This is a genomic window from Novosphingobium sp., assembly GCF_032093395.1.
Taxonomy (GTDB): domain Bacteria; phylum Pseudomonadota; class Alphaproteobacteria; order Sphingomonadales; family Sphingomonadaceae; genus Novosphingobium.
The window spans coordinates 1-17,344 of sequence record NZ_DAMDBA010000096.1; the positions used below are offsets into that span (position 1 = coordinate 1).

General features: G+C 64.9%; 12 protein-coding genes. 9 read left to right on the forward strand and 3 right to left on the reverse strand.

Going from position 1 to position 17,344, the window contains the following annotated elements:
* Positions 1-165: 165 nt before the first annotated feature.
* Complete coding sequence (locus RT424_RS21405; protein ID WP_313442386.1) at positions 166-795, reverse strand: LysE family translocator; 630 nt, start codon at positions 793-795, stop codon at positions 166-168.
* 126 nt (positions 796-921) lie between these two features.
* Positions 922-1,689, reverse strand: a complete 768-nt coding sequence (locus RT424_RS21410) for a class I SAM-dependent methyltransferase (protein WP_313442363.1) — start codon at positions 1,687-1,689, stop codon at positions 922-924.
* 80 nt (positions 1,690-1,769) lie between these two features.
* Here RT424_RS21410 and RT424_RS21415 point away from each other — a divergent pair, with 80 nt between their 5' ends.
* The 4 genes from RT424_RS21415 to RT424_RS21430 all read left to right on the forward strand — a co-directional run bounded on the left by RT424_RS21415 (position 1,770) and on the right by RT424_RS21430 (position 8,592).
* The gene (locus RT424_RS21415; protein WP_313442365.1) at positions 1,770-2,540 is read left to right on the forward strand and encodes a helix-turn-helix transcriptional regulator; all 771 of its coding nucleotides are present in this window, start codon (positions 1,770-1,772) and stop codon (positions 2,538-2,540) included.
* A gap of 263 nt (positions 2,541-2,803) precedes the next feature.
* Positions 2,804-6,001 carry an efflux RND transporter permease subunit gene (locus RT424_RS21420; protein WP_313442367.1) on the forward strand — a complete coding sequence of 1,066 codons (3,198 nt, stop codon included), beginning with the start codon at positions 2,804-2,806 and terminating at the stop codon, positions 5,999-6,001.
* The gene (locus tag RT424_RS21425; RefSeq protein ID WP_313442370.1) at positions 5,994-7,199 is read left to right on the forward strand and encodes an efflux RND transporter periplasmic adaptor subunit; all 1,206 of its coding nucleotides are present in this window, start codon (positions 5,994-5,996) and stop codon (positions 7,197-7,199) included. Before RT424_RS21420 ends, RT424_RS21425 begins: the two co-directional genes overlap by 8 nt.
* Complete coding sequence (locus tag RT424_RS21430) at positions 7,189-8,592, forward strand: efflux transporter outer membrane subunit (protein ID WP_313442372.1); 1,404 nt, start codon at positions 7,189-7,191, stop codon at positions 8,590-8,592. The genes RT424_RS21425 and RT424_RS21430 overlap by 11 nt, the downstream gene beginning before the upstream one ends.
* Here RT424_RS21430 and RT424_RS21435 read toward each other — a convergent pair.
* Entirely contained in the window at positions 8,562-9,767 is a 1,206-nt protein-coding gene (locus RT424_RS21435; RefSeq protein ID WP_313442374.1) for a glycosyl transferase, read from the reverse strand. The two genes, RT424_RS21430 and RT424_RS21435, sit on opposite strands and share 31 nt — an antisense overlap.
* Positions 9,768-9,959: 192 nt before the next feature.
* On the opposite strand from RT424_RS21435, the gene RT424_RS21440 reads away from it, so the two are divergent.
* The 5 genes from RT424_RS21440 to RT424_RS21460 form a co-directional block, all read left to right on the forward strand.
* The gene (locus tag RT424_RS21440; protein ID WP_313442376.1) at positions 9,960-10,637 is read left to right on the forward strand and encodes a response regulator transcription factor; all 678 of its coding nucleotides are present in this window, start codon (positions 9,960-9,962) and stop codon (positions 10,635-10,637) included.
* Positions 10,638-10,666: 29 nt separating this feature from the next.
* Positions 10,667-12,040, forward strand: coding sequence for a HAMP domain-containing sensor histidine kinase (locus RT424_RS21445; protein ID WP_313442378.1), 1,374 nt, complete (start codon positions 10,667-10,669; stop codon positions 12,038-12,040).
* 108 nt (positions 12,041-12,148) lie between these two features.
* Entirely contained in the window at positions 12,149-12,898 is a 750-nt protein-coding gene (locus RT424_RS21450) for a FadR/GntR family transcriptional regulator (protein WP_313442380.1), read from the forward strand.
* An 87-nt stretch (positions 12,899-12,985) separates the two neighbouring features.
* Positions 12,986-15,346 carry a glycoside hydrolase family 127 protein gene (locus RT424_RS21455; protein WP_313442382.1) on the forward strand — a complete coding sequence of 787 codons (2,361 nt, stop codon included), beginning with the start codon at positions 12,986-12,988 and terminating at the stop codon, positions 15,344-15,346.
* Positions 15,347-15,354: 8 nt separating this feature from the next.
* The coding region (locus RT424_RS21460) for an Ldh family oxidoreductase (protein WP_313442384.1) at positions 15,355-17,344 on the forward strand (1,990 nt) is incomplete at its 3' end.

The window sequence follows — 17,344 nt, forward strand, 5'->3', positions numbered from 1 at the left end:
CGCTTCGACACCGGTGCTCAGGCCCGCGGCTTCAGGCTCGCTTCCGTAGCCTGACAGGCCCAAGCCGGTTCTTCCGGGTATGCGCTCGCGGATCGATCTTCGACCCGCGGGCGCCTTGGGGTCGGAACCTGTTACGCGGTTTCAGGCCCAGTTTCAGGCCCGGTTTCAGGCGGCGCGTGAGGTAAGCAGCGCCGCTCCGAAGCCGACGAAGATCGATCCGGTCGCCCGGTTGAACAGACGCTTCACCGAAGGCCGCCGCAGATGCGCGGAAAGCGTGCCCCCCGCCAGCGCATAAGTGCAGTACCAGCACATCTCGATAACCGTGAAGGTGCCCACGAGAATGGCGAATTGCGGCGCTTTGGGCTGTGCGGGATCGATGAACTGCGGAAAGAAGGCGGCGGCGAACAGCAGCAGCTTGGGGTTGCTGATGGCGATCGTGAACCCGCCGCGAAACAGCGCCATCGGCGAATTGCGCCGGGTCATGTCGGCTCTGGCTGGATCTTCGGCAGAGACTTCGGCCCTCCAGGACTTGATGCCCAGATAGACGAGGTAGGCCACGCCGAGATAGCGCAACACCTCGAAAGCGCCCGGTATGGCCTTGAGCAGCGCGGTCAATCCCGCCGCCGAGGCTGCAAGTACCAGCGCGATCGCCAGCATGCATCCCGCCATGGCCGAAAGGCTGCGCCGGAAGCCCAGTTCCACGCTTCGCGTCATCACGTGGAGCATGTTGGGTCCGGGCGTTCCCGAAAGCAGGAAAACGGCGAAAGCGTAAAGCCACCAAGTCTGGAGCGTCATCATGGGCTTTGCCTAGAGCATTTCCTGATCAGATGGAATCATCTGATGACTCGGAAAATGTGCAGGCTGCCGGTTCGCTTGTCGCAACGGATTTCGCCTCGACGGTGCCGTTCATGAGCTTACGCCCTAGATCGCCTCGATCAGCAATGTGTCGAGCGTGAAAGATCCGTCCGCCTCGATGGCGAAGTGGCTGGAGACTTCGCTGCCGGCTGCACCCTGAAGCGAGCGGATCGCGGCGATCCGTTCGGGAGGGGTGCGCATGCGGGCGGTCCAATCCGCGAAGTCCATGCGCAGGCGACCGGCAGTGGTCGAGACGACCGAAAAGCCCGCGTTGCCCAGCATGGCCTGCCACTGTGCTGCGGAATAGTCCCGTACGTGCGACAGGTCGCGCAGCAGTTCCACCGCTTGCAGATGCGTATCGGCAGCCGGATCGGGGGGCGCGATCACGTCCATGAACAAGGCAGGCGCGCCGGGTGTCAGCACGCGGCGCGCCTCTCGCAGACCCGCCTCGGCGCACCGCCAATGGTGGGTGGAAAAGCGACACGCGAGGAAGTCGAAGTCGTCATCCGCGAGGGGCAAGGCCTCGGCGGCGGCCGCTTGCGTGACGATGTTGGCGATGCCGCGTCTTTCCGCTTCGGCGGCAATCACGGCCAGCATCCGTGGGGCGAGATCGCAGGCCGTCACCTGCGATGCGTGCCGCGCCACGGCATAGCTGACATGTCCTCCCCCGGCACCGAGGTCCAGGGCGTGGCGCGGCTGTACCTCGCTGGCGCGAATGGCGATCCGGTCGAGATCGGTGCCCTCCGCATGGACCTTGCTGGTGACATAGGCTGAAGCCTTCGAGCCGAACTGGCCGTCCACCAACTGATAGCGGGTCTTGTGGGTGCTGGTCATGGGTATCTCCTTGCGGAAATCCGTCTGGCACGATCATAGCCTGTTACAATGAACATAGTTATCCTGTTATAAAGACCACCATGCAATCTGAAGATCAGCGCAAGTCGCTTGGCGCTTTCGTTCGTGCCCGGCGGGAAAGCATGACGCCGGAAGGGCACGACCGTCGGCGCAGAACGCCAGGCCTTCGGCGGGAGGAACTGGCGGCACGGGCGGCCATCGGCACGACGTGGATCGCCTGGATCGAGCAAGGGCGCGACGTTCGCCCTTCGGCCGAGACGCTTGCGCGTTTGGCAGGGGGCCTCAGTCTCTCGGCCGCCGAACGCGATTATCTGTTCTCCCTTGCCGGACGGCACGATCCCCTTGATCTTTCCGCGAAGGCCGGGGCGTCTGCCCCTGCCGCCATCGCCGCGCTGGTCGGGCGGATGGACTGGCCTTGCTATGCGCTCGATCCGGCCTGGTCGATCTGCGCGGCGAATGGGGCTGCGCGTCGGCTATTCATCGGACTTTTCGAGGATGGCAATGTACCCAATCTGCTGCGCTACATCTTTACGCATCCAGCGGCGCGGCAGCTCCTCCCCGACTGGAGCGAACGCGCCGCACGCGTGCTGGCCGAGTTTCGGCGCGATTACGGCCACGGCATGGCAGACCCCCGCGTGACGAAGCTGGTCCAGGGCCTTCAGGACGAAAGTCCGGAATTTCGCGCCGCCTGGAATGCGCAGACGGTACTGGCGCGCGAAGGCGGGGAGCGTACGTTCCGGCACCCCGACGATGGCCTGCTTCATTTTACGCAGCACACTTTATCGGACGTGGAACGGGGCGACTTCCGGGTCGTTTTTCTTGAGCCGGGCTGACCGGAACGCCCGCATACCGGGATGCAGCTGTTACCATTCGGAAACAATCATGAAACTGGTTCATGAGAGTATTCCGTTCAGCGCATTTTTCTAACGCGTCATGGGTCGTTAGGGGCTGAACTATTCCAGCAGGATTTCCCGTCCGTTTCCGCGCCGCAAGGCGGGGAGGGTAGCAGCGGCGGAAACCAACCAAAACATGAGCCGGAGAGGAATTCGCCTGTCCAGCACGCTTTCCGCGTGCCGGGCGGCCCATGGAGTTCGCGATGTTAGGTATCGTCAAGACCGCGCTGCACCGTCCCCTGACGTTCATCGTCATGGCCATTCTCATTGCCATTGGCGGTTTGCTTGCGGCGTTCCGCACGCCTGTCGATATCTTCCCGGAAATCAAGGTGCCGGTCATCGCCGTCGCCTGGACCTACACCGGCCTTGCGCCACAGGACATGACGGATCGCATCGTCACGCCCTATGAGCGCGTGCTGACCACCACGGTCAACGATATCGAGCATATCGAAAGCCAGTCGCTCCAGGGCACCGGCATCGTCAAGATCTACTTCCAGCCCGGCGCTGACATCCGCACGGCAACGGCGCAGGTCACCTCGGTTTCGCAGACGGTGCTGCGCCAGATGCCGCCGGGCATCACGCCGCCGCTGATCCTGAACTATAGCGCTTCCACCGTGCCGATCCTCCAGCTCGCGCTCTCGGGCGAGGGCATGACCGAGCAGCAGCTCTTCGATATCGGCCAGAACCAGATCCGCACCGGCCTGGTGACGATCCCGGGCCTCGCCATGCCGTTCCCTTCGGGCGGTCGCCAGCGCCAGGTCCAGATCGATCTCGACCCGCAGGCGCTTCAGTCCAAGGGACTCTCCGCCGTCGATGTCGGCAACGCCATCGCCTCGCAGAACCAGATCAATCCGGCCGGTTTCGTGAAGATCGGGGAAACCCAGTATTCGGTTCGCCTGAACAACACGCCGGATTCGATCGCAGCGCTGAACGACCTGCCCGTGAAGGTGGTCAACGGCGCCACGATCTACATGCGCGATGTCGCCTATGTGCGGGACGGCAGCGCCCAGCAGCAGAACGTCGTTCATGTCGAGGGCCGCCGCTCGGCGCTGCTCACCGTGCTCAAGAACGGCGCGACGTCCACGCTCTCCATCGTCGACGGCGTCAAGTCGGCCTTGCCGAAGATCGCCGAAACCCTGCCGGACAGCCTCAAGATCCTGCCGGTCGGCGACCAATCGCTGTTCGTGAAGGCCGCCGTCAACGGCGTCATCCACGAAGGCGCCATCGCCGCCGCGCTGACCTCGCTGATGATCCTGCTGTTCCTCGGTTCCTGGCGCTCGACGGTCATCATCGCCCTGTCCATCCCGCTCGCCGTCCTCGCCGCGATCGCCATGCTGGCGGTGTTCGGCCAGACCCTGAACGTGATGACGCTGGGCGGCCTGGCGCTGGCGGTCGGCATCCTCGTCGACGACGCCACGGTCACGATCGAAAACATCAACTGGCACCTCGAACAGGGCAAGGGCGTGATGGAGGCGATCCTCGACGGCGCCGCCCAGATCGTCACCCCGGCCTTCGTCTCGCTGCTTTGCATCTGCATCGTCTTCGTGCCCATGTTCTTCCTGCCGGGCGTGGCGGGCTATCTGTTCGTGCCGATGGCGCTGTCGGTGGTCTTCGCGATGATCGCGTCCTTCGTGCTGTCGCGCACCCTGGTGCCGACTCTGGCGATGTACCTGCTGAAGCCGCACGCTCCGCATGGCGAGAACCACCACAACGCCGGAACGCCGGGCTCGCGCAATCCGCTGGTGCGGTTCCAGCGCGGCTTCGAGGCCCGCTTCGAGAAACTGCGTGACGGCTACCTCGGCATTCTCCATCGGGCACTCCAGGGCCAAAGGGCCTTCATGCTCGGGTTCCTGGCGATCGTCGTCGTCTCGTTCGGACTGATGCCGTTCCTGGGCAGCAACTTCTTCCCGACCGTAGATTCCGGCCAGATCGCGATGCACGTCCGCGTCCCCGTGGGCACCCGCATCGACGAGACGGCCCTGCGCTTCCAGCGGATTGCCGAAGACGTGCGCAAGGTCATCCCGCAATCGGAACTGGGCTCGATCACCGACAACATCGGCCTGCCGGTCAGCTCGATCAACACCGTCTACAACAACAGTGGCACCATTGGTCCGCAGGACGGCGACATGCTGATCACCCTGAACAAGGGGCATGCGCCGACCGAAGGCTATGTCGAGACGCTGCGCCGAGAACTGCCGCGCCAGTTCCCCGGCACGCAGTTCTCGTTCCTGCCGGCCGACATCACCAGCCAGATCCTGAACTTCGGTTCGCCTTCCCCGATCGACGTCCAGATCGCCGGCAAGGATCTGGCCGCCTCGCGCGTCTATGCGCAGAAGCTGATGGCGAAGATGGCCCGCATTCCCGGCCTGGCCGACATGCGCCTTCAGCAGCCCGCCAACTCTCCGCAGCTCGACGTCGACGTGGACCGCGCCCGTGCCGGCCAATACGGCCTCACCGAACGCGACGTGACCACCAGCCTCGGCAACTCGCTCGCGGGTACCTCGCAGACCGCGCCGGTGTTCTTCGTAAACCCCGACAATGGCGTGCAGTACGCCGTGGTCGCGCAGGCGCCGGAATATGCTGTGGATTCGCTGACCAAGCTGTCGAACCTGCCGGTTTCGGGTGCCGCTGCCGGTACACGCCCGCAGCCCCTGGGCGCGCTGGCAACGGTGAACCGCTCGACCACGGCCCCGGTCGTCTCGCACTACAACATCGCCCCGGTCATCGACATCTACGGCACGCCGCAGGGGCGCGACCTTGGCGCGGTGGCAGGCGATGTCCAGCGCGCGATCGACGAACTCAAGGCCGAAGCGCCGAAGGGTTCGACGATCACCATCCGCGGCCAGTATCAGACGATGAACACCGCATTTTCCGGCCTTGGCTGGGGCCTGCTGGCCGCGGTCGTGCTGATCTATCTGCTGATCGTGGTCAACTTCCAGTCCTGGCTCGATCCCTTCGTGATCATCACCGCGCTTCCGGCGGCGCTTGCGGGCATCGTCTGGATGCTCTTCGCCACCGGGACCACATTGTCGGTCCCGGCGCTGACCGGCGCGATCATGTGCATGGGCGTGGCCACCGCCAACTCGATCCTCGTCGTCAGCTTCGCGCGCGAAAAGCTGGCCGAACTGGGCGATCCGGTGAAGGCGGCGATGGAAGCCGGCCTCGTCCGCTTCCGTCCGGTGCTGATGACGGCACTCGCCATGATCATCGGCATGGGCCCCATGGCGCTCGGCCTGGGTGAAGGCGGCGAGCAGAACGCGCCGCTCGGCCGCGCCGTCGTCGGCGGCCTGATCTGCGCCACCATTGCCACCCTTCTTTTCGTTCCCACCGTCTTCGCCTTCGTCCACGGCCGTCGCCGCGAGAAGGAAGTCCCCCAGGAAGTGCAGGCCGCCCATGCATGATTCTATCTCCGAACCCGCTCACTCGCCTACCGGACCACAGACCCGCACTCTGAAGCGGGTGGGGCTGGGCGCGGCGGTGATCGCGCTGGCCGTGGTCGGCGCGGGTATCGCCACGCGCCTCAGTGCCACGCGCGATCTGGAGGCCGTGGCGGAGGAAGCCGCCGTGCCCACCGTCGCTGTAGTGACCCCGGCAGGCGCAGGAGATGCGGGCGGGCTGGCCTTGCCGGGCACCGCGCAGGCCTTCAACAGCGCGGCGATCTATGCCCGCACCAACGGCTATGTCCGCAGCTGGCAGGCCGATATCGGCGATCGGGTCGGCGCCGGGCAGACGCTTGCCGTGCTGGACGCGCCGGAAGTGGACCAGCAACTGGCGCAGGCCAAGGCGGACTACCAGACCGCGCTCGCCAACCAGCGCCTTGCCGCCACCACGTCCAAGCGCTGGAGCGCGATGCTCAAGCAGGACGCCGTTTCGCAGCAGGAAGTGGACGAGAAGGCGGGCGATCTCGCCGCCAAGACCGCACTGGCCAATGCCGCACTGGCCAGCGTGCGCGAGCTTGAGGCGACGCGTGGGTTTACGCGGCTCTCGGCGCCTTTCGCAGGCGTCGTGACCAGCCGTTCGGCGCAGATCGGCGCGCTGGTGGTGGCCGGCAACGCCGCCGCGCAGCCGCTGTTCACGGTGTCCGACGTGCACCGCATGCGCATCTACGTGCGTGTGCCGCAGATCTATTCCGCGCAAGTGAAGCAGGGCGTCGCCGTCAACCTTACCCTGCCGGAATTTCCGGGCCGTACTTTCCCCGGCACCGTCACCCGCAGCGCCGGTGCCGTCGATGCTCAATCCGGCGCGGTTCTCGTGGAAGTCCAGGCGGACAACAGCGAGGGCGCTCTCAAGCCCGGCGCCTTCGTCGAAGCCCATTTCGACGTGGCGGGCGGCGTGCAGGGCCTGACGCTGCCGGGCAGCACGATCCTTTATACGGAGAATGGCCCGAGCGTGGCCGTTGTCGGCGCGAACGGCCGCGTAACGGTGCGGCCGGTCACTATCGCGCGTGATCTTGGCAAGACGGTGATCGTCTCGGTTGGGGTCAAGCAGGGCGATCGCGTGGTGGACAGTCCGCCCGACTCGATGCGCAGCGGCGACGAGGTGAAGATTCAGAAGCCCGCCGCCGCCACGACCGCCAAGGGGGCGGCCCATGGCGGCTAGGTTCCCCACAGTCGCGGCGCTGCTGCTCGCCGGATGTTCCATGGCCGGGTGCTCGATGGCGCCCGACTATCACGCGCCTGAAACTGCCGCTCCGCCAGCGTTCCGCGAAATCGAGGGCTGGTCGCAGGCCGTCCCTCGCGATGCGGAAGCGCGCGGCGAATGGTGGACCATGTTCGCGGATCCCGCGCTCGACGATCTCGAGAAGCGGGCCGAAGCCGCCAGCCCTACGCTGGCTGCGGCACTTGCCCGCTACGACCAGGCGCGCGCCGCTGCGGGAGTTGCCGCCTCCGACCTCTATCCCACGGTGGGCGTCAGCGGAGAAGCCTCACGCGATCGCGTTTCCGCCGGACGCCCGTTGTCGACCGGTACGGCCCGGACTTACGACAACTTCGTGGTCGGTGGTAGCTTGTCCTACGAACTGGACCTGTGGGGCCGCGTGCGCAATTCCGTGAAGGCTGCCAATGCCGAAGCGGTAGCGTCCGGTGGCGATCTCGCTTCCGCGAAGCTCAGCCTCCAGGCTTCGGTGGCGGACGCCTATTTGCGCCTGCGCGGGCTCGATGCCCAGGCGGATTTGCTGAATCGCTCGGTTGCCGCATTCGAGCGGGCGCTGAAGCTCACCGATACGCGTCATTCGGGCGGGATCGCTTCCGGCATCGATGTAAACCGTGCACGCACGGTGCTGGGGAATGCCAGGGCGCAAGTCTCGGCCGTTGCCAACGAGCGCGCGGCCACCGAGCATGAACTGGCCGCGCTGACCGGCGTGCTGCCTTCGGAGTTCTCACTGGCCGCCCGCAGCGACATGCTGGATGTGCCGGACATCGCGGTTGGCGTGCCGTCGGAGCTGCTCCAGCGCCGGCCGGACATCGCCGCTGCGGAACGCCGGGTGTTCGCTGCCAATGCCCGCATCGGCGTGGCCAAGGCGGCGTGGTTTCCTTCGGTCGGGCTCGGTGCTGCCGGTGGCTGGCAGACGACGCACGGCGATTTGCTGAAGACACCCAACACCTTCTGGTCGCTCGGTCCGCTCTCGGCGCTGATGACGCTGTTCGATGGCGGAGCACGCAAGTCGCAGGTCAGGATATCGCGCGCCGAATACGAGGAAGTGGCCGCCAATTATCGCGGCACCGTGCTAGGTGCTTTCCAGGATGTTGAGGATGCCATCGCGGCGATGCACCACCTGGAAACCCAGGCCTCGGCCCAGGGTGAGGCTGCAGAGGCCGCCCAGCGCACGAGCGAGATCGCCTTGTCGCGCTATCGGGACGGCGCGGCCGACTATCTCGAAGTGGTGACGGCGCAGACCGATGCGCTCGACGCGCAGCGGTCCTGGATCAGCGTGCAGACGGCGCGGATGCGGGCGAACGTGGCTTACGTGCGCGCCATGGGCGGGACGGGCTGAAACCCGGCAATGCGCGAGACGGTGTCGGCGGCCAGATCGATCGGATCGCCCCCTGCCAGGAAGGGCGTTCCATCGGGCTTCCAGTCCAGGCCGCCGATCGAGTAGCGCATGCGCTCCTTCTGCCAGGCCACATAGGCGCGATGGTCCGCGAAGGCCTGGTCGATGGCCGCGATGGGATCGGCGTCGGGCGTGATCACGTCGCCGAAGTGCCACATCGCGTAGTCCTCGGACTCGTGCCACTGCGCATCGTGGGCATTGACGAACAGGCAGGGGCGCGGGCGAACCAGGAATTCGTAGACCTGGCTGCTCACGTCACCGAGATAGAGATCGGCGCCGAAGGTATAGGTCATGTCATTGCAGCGCGGTGAGCCGAGATCGATGATGACCCGATCCGGAACGGCCAGTGCTTCCCATTCGCGGCGCCGCGCGGGGGACCAGCGGGATGCCATGCGCACATGCGGTGCAACGACGAGATTGTAGCGCCCGTCGCGCAGGACGGCTTCGATCAGCTTTTTGGCGAAGACATCGAAGGAATTCAGTTTTTTCGTGAAGTGTGGATTGTAGAGGATGATCTTGCGGTCGTTGGCGAACAGCGGCGCCCGATGGATCCCGGTGCGCAACATCGCGGCCAGCTTGATGGGGCCAGCCGCGGTGCAATTCTCCGGAGTCACCAGCCCGGCTTCGAGCAGCCGGTCGCGGTCCTTGGCGCCGGCAACTATGACATGGTCGAACAGCTCGAAACGCTTTTCGAAACCCACCGCGCGGTCACCCGCCCCGTGGGGAATATGGACCAGCGGCGGGCATTGCTTCCACAGCCGGGGCAGGATCGTGGAAGTCCGTTCCGCGCAGAGGATGACTTCCGCGTCGCGCAGCAGCGGCGACCAGTAGACCAGCCGCGCAAGCTTGCGGGCGAAGCCGGGAACGACGGCATTCAGCGCCTTGGGAAGGCGCATTTCCACCAGGGCCGGCAGCGGAAGGCCCATGGTGGCGGCCAGATCCCGGACCGCCCGCGCATCCGCGGATCGTGGGACGAAGACAGTCACCGTGCCCGGATGACGGCGTTCCAGTTCGCAGGCGACCGGCACGATATGCGGCAGCTGGTGCGCGCCGCCGATCGCCAGCACATGGATCAGGCCGGGCCGGGCGCTCTTGAGCGTGGAGGGCAGGGATGGCATCGGGACGGGGTGCGCTGCAGGGGAAGTCATGGCCCCCCTTGCGGCAGACAGGTCTCCGCTTGATTGCGGAAACATTTGTATTTGCCCATGTGCGCGTGGGGTGCGCGGAATGCGGCGCTCTCGACGGGGCGGCTCGGCGGAGGTACGAAGCCCGTTTCCGTCACTTGCCTGACCGCGCGGACACCTGGAAGCATGCAGATACTGCTAGTCGAAGACGATGACAGCCTTGCCGCCCATGTCGCGGCGGGCCTGAGGGAGGCCGGGCATATCGTGGAGCATCGCGCCGATGGGCGCGAAGGACTGGTCCAGGCCACTTGTGAGACCTATGACGTGATCGTCCTCGATCGCATGTTGCCCTCGCTCGACGGGCTCAAGGTGCTGGCGGCCCTGCGCGCCACGGAAAACGCCACGCCGGTGCTGATCGTCAGTGCGCTGGGCGATGTCGACGAGCGGGTACGGGGCTTGCGCGCCGGCGGCGACGATTACATGGCCAAGCCCTTCGCCATGTCCGAACTGCTGGCGCGGGTGGACAGTCTCGGGCGGCGGAACGCAACCGTTTCCGAACCCAGCGACCATTTGCGCGTGGCAGACCTGGAAATCGATCTGGTCGCCCATGTGGTCTCGCGAGCAGGGCGCCGCATCAACCTGACGCTGCGCGAGTTGCGCATCCTGGCATATCTCGCCCGAAACGCCGGTCGGGTGGTGACGCGTTCCATGCTCCTCGAAAACGTCTGGGACTACAATTTCGACCCGCAGACCAACATCATCGACCAGCATATCTCGAAACTGCGCCAGAAGATCGCGCATGACGAGGAAGCGCCGTTGATCCACACGATCAGGGGGCTGGGCTATGTCATGCGGCCCGAATGAGCTTGCGCGGTGGCCGGGGTGACGCGGCGATGACCCGGCTTCTCCGCAGCCTGTCGTTTCGCCTGGCGCTGACCTATGCGATGCTTTTCGGCCTTTCCGTAGGGCTGCTGTTCGCGGCGGGCTATTGGTTGCGGGTGATCCGGCCGATGTCCGAGGTGCGCGTCGCTGTGGAGGGTGAAGCGGCGCGGATCGGCGCTATCTATCGCAAGTCCGGGATCGACGCCGCGCGTTCGGCTCTGAACTTGCGGGCGCATACCCCTGCTGCCCGAATGCCGTTTCACGTTCTCGTCGCCCCCGGTGGCCAGATCGTTGCCGCCAATCTGCCGAGCTGGGCGCCTGCGGCGGCGAGCGATCTTTCCGTTATCGAGGCGGACAAGTTCGTCGATGGCTTCGAGATCGATCATTCCGCCTTCGTCCGGGATCGAACCATGCCCGACGGCGGACGCCTGATCGTTGGGCGGGATGTTCAGGACATAGTGGATGACGAGGATCTTCTGCGCACCGGGGCGCTCTGGATGCTTTGCGGATCGCTGGCGCTGGGAATAACCGGGGGCTGGCTGATGAGCCGGGCCATCGGCAAGCGTATCGATTCGGTGACGTCCACCGCGCTTCAGGTGATGGAGGGCGATCTTTCGGGCCGCGTGCCGGTGCGCGGCACTCAGGATGATTTCGACCGGCTCTCGGCAACGTTGAACCTGATGCTTTCGCGGATCGAGGGCCTGTTCGAGACGGTGCGCCGCGTGTCGGACAATGCCGCACATGAACTTCGCACGCCGCTTGCGCGACTGGCGGGCAAGCTGGAAGTGCTGGAGCAGGACGTCTGCAAGGACGCCGCCGCCTCACCCGCGATCGCCGCCAGCGTTGCCGAGGCGATCGCGGAAGCCAATCGGCTGCGCGGTATACTGGCCGCTCTGATCCGCATCTCGCGGCTCGAAGGAGGCAGGGCGACGCTGCACATCCAGCGCACCGATGTGGTGCAACTGCTGGAAGACGTCGTGGAATTCTACCAGCCGGAGGCAGAGCGCCGGGATATCGCTCTGACGCTGGATGCGCATCGCCCGCTGGTCGCGGACCTCGACCTCGACATGGTGTTCCAGGCCATCTCCAACCTGCTCGACAATGCGCTCAAGCACGTGCCCGAAGGAAGTCGCGTCGATGTTCGCGCCGGGCGACAGGGTGGTGAACTGGTGCTGGGCGTGTTCGACGATGGGCCGGGCCTGCTCCCGGCGGACTTGGATCGGGTCACCGAGCCCTTTTTCCGCGCCGAAGGTTCGGCCTCGGTGCCGGGAGACGGCCTGGGCCTCAGCATGCTTGCGGCGATTGCGCAAGTTCACGGCGCCCGGATGGAATTTTCGGACAATCGCCCCGGCCTTGGCGTGGTGCTGCGTTTTCCGTTGCGCTAGCCGCATTCGCCGCTACTCATAATATACGATATATAATCTGCTCATTTTCTGACTAGCTAAATCGGTTTCGATCTCGCAGACCGTAGCCAAATGACGAGAGCGAACATGATGGCCGATAAAAACCGGGGCACGGGATCGAGTGAGACCATGGAACAGATCCCGCTGATGAACGGACGTTTGCATCATGCGGTGGCTCAGCGGCTCGCTACGCAAGTCGTCAACGGCAGCTATCCCGCGGGACATGTGTTCCCGGCCGAAGTGGAACACGCGGAGCTTCTGGGCGTATCCCGCTCGGTATTGCGCGAGGCATTTCGGATGTTGACGGCCAAGGGCATGGTCAGCAGCCGTCCCAAGGCGGGAACACGCGTCAACGAGCGCCGACAGTGGAACCTGCTCGATCCGGACGTGCTTTCCTGGCAAATTCAATGTGGTGCCAGTGACGACTTCCTGCGCGACCTGTTCGAATTGCGCATGGTGGTGGAGCCTCAGGCAGCGGAAATGGCGGCTTTGCGCCGCGATCAGCGGCAATTGCTCGACATGGGCAATGCGCTGGAAGCCATGGAGCGCTACACCCTCACCAACCCCAAGGGGCGCGCCGCCGACATCCGGTTTCACGAACTGCTGATGGAGGCGACGCGCAACGAGATGTTGCAGGCGCTCTCGAACTCGATTTCGACCGCGATCGCTTCGACCACGACGATCAAGCATGCCAAGAAGGACAGTCCGCGCGATCCCATGCCGGAGCATTACGCGCTTTACGCACAGATCGCCGAGCAAAACCCGGCTAAGGCGCGCAAGGCCATGATAACGCTGATCGAATTGGCGCACGCGGATACCCAGGTAGCCCTTCGCCGTTAAGCTTGCGGAATTCCGACAAAGAAAGGATTGACTTCGAACCCCCTCGGTTTATCAATACCGTATACGATATTCGATAGGGGTTTTAAAATGCAGGCCAATCGGCGCGAATGGATGGCTGGCGTGGCGGCGCTGGCTATTTGCTCTGTCCCTCTCAAGGGCTTTGCGGCCGTCGTCGCTCCCAAGCTGCCGATCAAGGCGAAGCCGCTACCGCTGACCGACGTGCGCCTGGCGCCGTCCGACTATGCAACGGCCGTGAACGTCAATCTCGACTACCTGATGTGGTTGAGCCCCGATCGCTTCCTGCACAATTTCCGCAAGTATGCCGGGCTCGAACCCAAGGCGCCGATCTACGGCGGCTGGGAATCGGACACCATCGCCGGCCACACCCTCGGCCACTACATGACCGCGCTGGTGCTCGCCTGGCAGCAGACCGGCAACCCGGAATGCCGCCGCCGCGCGAACTATATCGTCGATGAACTGGCCGAATGCCAGGCCCAGCGCACGGATGGTTATATCGGCGCTCTCGGCCGCAAGACCAAGGACGGCAAGGTCGTCGACGGGCAGGAAATCTTCCCCGAGGTCATGCGCGGCGAGATCAAGTCGGGCGGGTTCGACCTCAACGGATCGTGGTCTCCGCTCTATACGGTGCACAAGTATTTCCAGGGCCTGCTCGACATCAACGCCGCCTGGGGCAATCCCAAGGCGCTTGCCGTCGTCACCGCTTTCGGCGGCTACTTCGAGAAGGTCTTCGCCGCGCTTGACGACAAGCAGCTGCAGGAACTGCTCGGCTGCGAATATGGCGGCCTGAACGAGAGCTATGCCGAACTCTATGCCCAGACCGGCGACCTGCGCTGGCTGAAGGTGGCCGAGCGCATTTACGACAAGAAGGTGCTCGATCCGATCGTGGCGCAAGAGGACAAGCTTGCCAACTTCCACGCCAACACCCAGGTGCCCAAGCTCATCGGCCTCGGCCGCATCCACGAGCTGACCGGCAAGGACGAACCGGGCCGCGCCGCGCGCTTTTTCTGGGAACGCGTGACCAAGCACCATAGCTACGTGATCGGCGGCAATGCCGACCGCGAATACTTCTTCGAGCCCGACACCGTGGCGCTGCACCTCACGGAATCGACCTGTGAGCATTGCAACACCTACAACATGCTCAAGCTGACCCGTCAGCTTTATTCGTGGCAGCCCGACGGCGCGCTGTTCGACTATTACGAGCGCGCGCACCTCAACCACGTCATGTCGGCGCAGAACCCCGAGACCGGCGGCTTTACCTATATGACGCCGATGATGAGCGGCACCGCGCGCGGCTATTCCGGCCCCGGCGAGGAAGCGTTCTGGTGCTGCGTCGGCTCGGGCATGGAGAGCCATGCCAAGCACGGCGATTCCATCTTCTGGGAAGGCGATGACACGTTCTTCGTCAACCTCTACATTCCGTCGACCGGGCAGTGGAAGGCCAAGGGCGCAGCCTTCACCATCGCCACCGATTACCCCTTCAAGTCGGACGTGAAGATCACGCTCGATGCCGTGAAGCAGGGCAAGTTTGCCGTGGCGCTGCGCATTCCGGGCTGGTCGAATGGCAAGGCAACCGTTGCCGTCAACGGCGCTTCGGTGCCCTCGACCCCGGTCGGCGGCTATGCCGTGATCGACCGCCGCTGGAAGAAGGGCGACGTGATCACGCTCAACCTGCCGCTGGAACTGCGCCTGGAAACGGCGCAGGGATCGCAGGATGTGGTCGCGGTCGTTCGCGGTCCGATGGTCATGGCTGCGGATATGGGCCCGGCCGAAATGGAGTTCACCGGCGTCGAGCCCGCCATGGTCGGCGACAATCCGCTGGCTGCCTTCGCGCCGATCGTCTCGGACCGCCCGCGCTTCCAGACCACCGGCATCATCCGTCCCGGTGACCGCATGTTCGTGCCGTTCTACAGCCAGTACGATCGCCGCAGCGCTGTCTATTTCAAGCGCTTCACGGAGAGCGGCTGGAAGACGGAAGAAGCCGCGTTCCTGGCCGAGCAGGCCCGCCAGAAGGATCTGGCCGCCCGCTCGATCGATGTCATGCACCTGGGCGAAATGCAGCCCGAGCGAGACCATGAACTGACCTCGGAAATCTCCTACCCGGTCTCCTATCGCGGCCGTAACGGACGCGATGCCCGCTCGGGCGGCTATTTCGAGTTCAAGATGAAGGTAAAGCAGGGCCCGCTGCTGCTTCAGGCCAGCTACTGGGGGAGCGAGCGTTCGCGCGTGTTCGACATCCTGGTCGACAATGTGAAGATCGCCACCCAGAAGCTCGACAACGATGCCGCCGGCAAGTTCTTCGATGTTGATTATCCGCTGCCCGAGGCTCTCACCAAGGGCAAGAGCAGCGTTAAGGTGCGCTTCGTGCCGCATGACCGCAGCTCGGCCGGTCCGGTCTTCGGCGTGCGCCTGTTTACCGAGAAGAAGTGAGCCTGTCCTTGAGTGAAGACGTTGCCCTGACGATTGCCGAAGCGGACGAACTCGCCCGCACGGTGCTCGAAGCCTGGGGCCTTGCGCCCGATCATGCCGCAGCCGTCGCCCACACCATGGTGTCGGGGGAGCGGGACGGTTGCACATCGCATGGGCTCTACCGCCTCCTCGTCGCGGCCAATTCGGTCGAGCGCGGGGTCGTGGTGCCCGATGCGGTGCCGGAAGTGAGCGAACCGGCGCAGGCGCTGGTGCGCGTGGACGGCAAGGGCGGCTTCGCCCAGCTTCCCTTCGAGCGTGGCATGCCGCTGCTGGTGGACAAGGCGCGGAAGTTTGGCATCGCCGCCATGGCGCTGAATAACGTGGTCCACTTCGCCGCGCTCTGGCCCGAGGTCGAGGCGCTGGCCGAGCAGGGGCTCGTCGCCTTCGCCTTCACGCCCAGCCATTCCTGGGTGGCGCCGGCGGGCGGGACCAAGCCGGTGTTCGGCACCAATCCGATCGCCTTCGGTTGGCCGCGTCCAGATCGCGCGCCTTTCGTGTTCGACTTCGCCACCAGTGCGGTTGCGCGTGGTGAGATCGAACTGCATCGCCGGGCAGGCAAGGAAATCCCGCTCGACTGGGGTTATGACGCGGACGGCAATCCGTCGAGCGATGCCAAGGCCGTGCTCGACGGCGCCATGCGCACCTTCGGCGGACACAAGGGCTCTGCGCTCGCCGCCATGGTCGAACTGCTTGCTGGGCCGCTGATCGGCGACATGACCAGCGCGGAATCGATGGCGGCGGACGAGGATCGCGGCGGCTCGCCCATCGGCGGTGAGTTCATCATCGCCATCGATCCGGCAGGCTTTCTAGGTGAAGGTGTCGAGGATCACTTGCGCCGCGCCGAAGCGATGTTCGACATGATCGAAGGGCAGGGCGCTCGCCTGCCGGGATCGCGCCGCCTGATCGCGCGCGCGCAATCCGACAAGGAGGGGCTGCGGATTCCCGCCAAGCTCCACCAGGATATTCTCGAGGTTCTCGAAAGGGGAAATGACGTGAAGAATTCGGTTGGCCGGGCCATGATGATGGCCGGCGCCGCACTGGTCGCCACGCCTGCGGTTTCGGGCGCGGTTTCGGGCACGGCAGAGGCCGCTCCCGCCGCGAAGGTTTCCCAGAAGCAGACGGCGGATCAGGCTTTCGAGGCGATCTACACTGCCGAATACGAATGGCGCCAGAAGCAGATCGGCCCCTGCGAGGATACGCCGAAGGACAGCAAGATCGTGCTGCCCGACCTGGGACCGAAGGCGCAGGCCGACCGCCTTGCCTGCTGGACGAAGGTGGAAGGCCAGCTTGCTGCCATCGACCAGAAGCAGCTTTCGCCCGCAAATCGCGTGAACTTTGCGGTCTACAAAGGCCAGGTTGACGCACTTCTGGCCTCGCAGCGCTTCCGCGACTACGAAAAGCCCTTCAACGCCGACACCAGCTTCTGGGGCGATCTGGCCGACTGGGCGCGCAATCCGCTGAAGGACAAGGCCGCCGCCGACAACTACCTCGAAATGCTGCGCGAAATCCCGCGCTACTACGACCAGCAGATCGAGAACATGCGCGCCGGCCTGAAGCGCGGCTTCACCGGCCCGCAGATCACGCTCACCGGACGTGACAAGGGCATCGAACTGGTGACGCAGGCCAAGTCGGTCGAGGCTTCGCCGTTCTACGAGCCGTTCCGCAAGCTCCCCACGACGATCCCCGCCGCCGAGCAGGAAAAGCTGCGCGCCGAGGCCCGCAAGCTGATCTCCGACGGCGTCGTGCCCGCGCACGTCAAGCTGCTCTCGTTCATGCGTAATGAATATGAGAAGGGCGCGCGCAAGACGCTGGCGGCTTATGATCTGCCGGACGGCAAGGCCTATTATCAGTCGAAGATCGCCGAGTTCGTCACGCTCGACAGGACGCCGGAACAGATCCATGAGACCGGCCTCAGCGAAATGGCGCGCATCCGTTCGCAGATGAACGAAGTGATGAGCC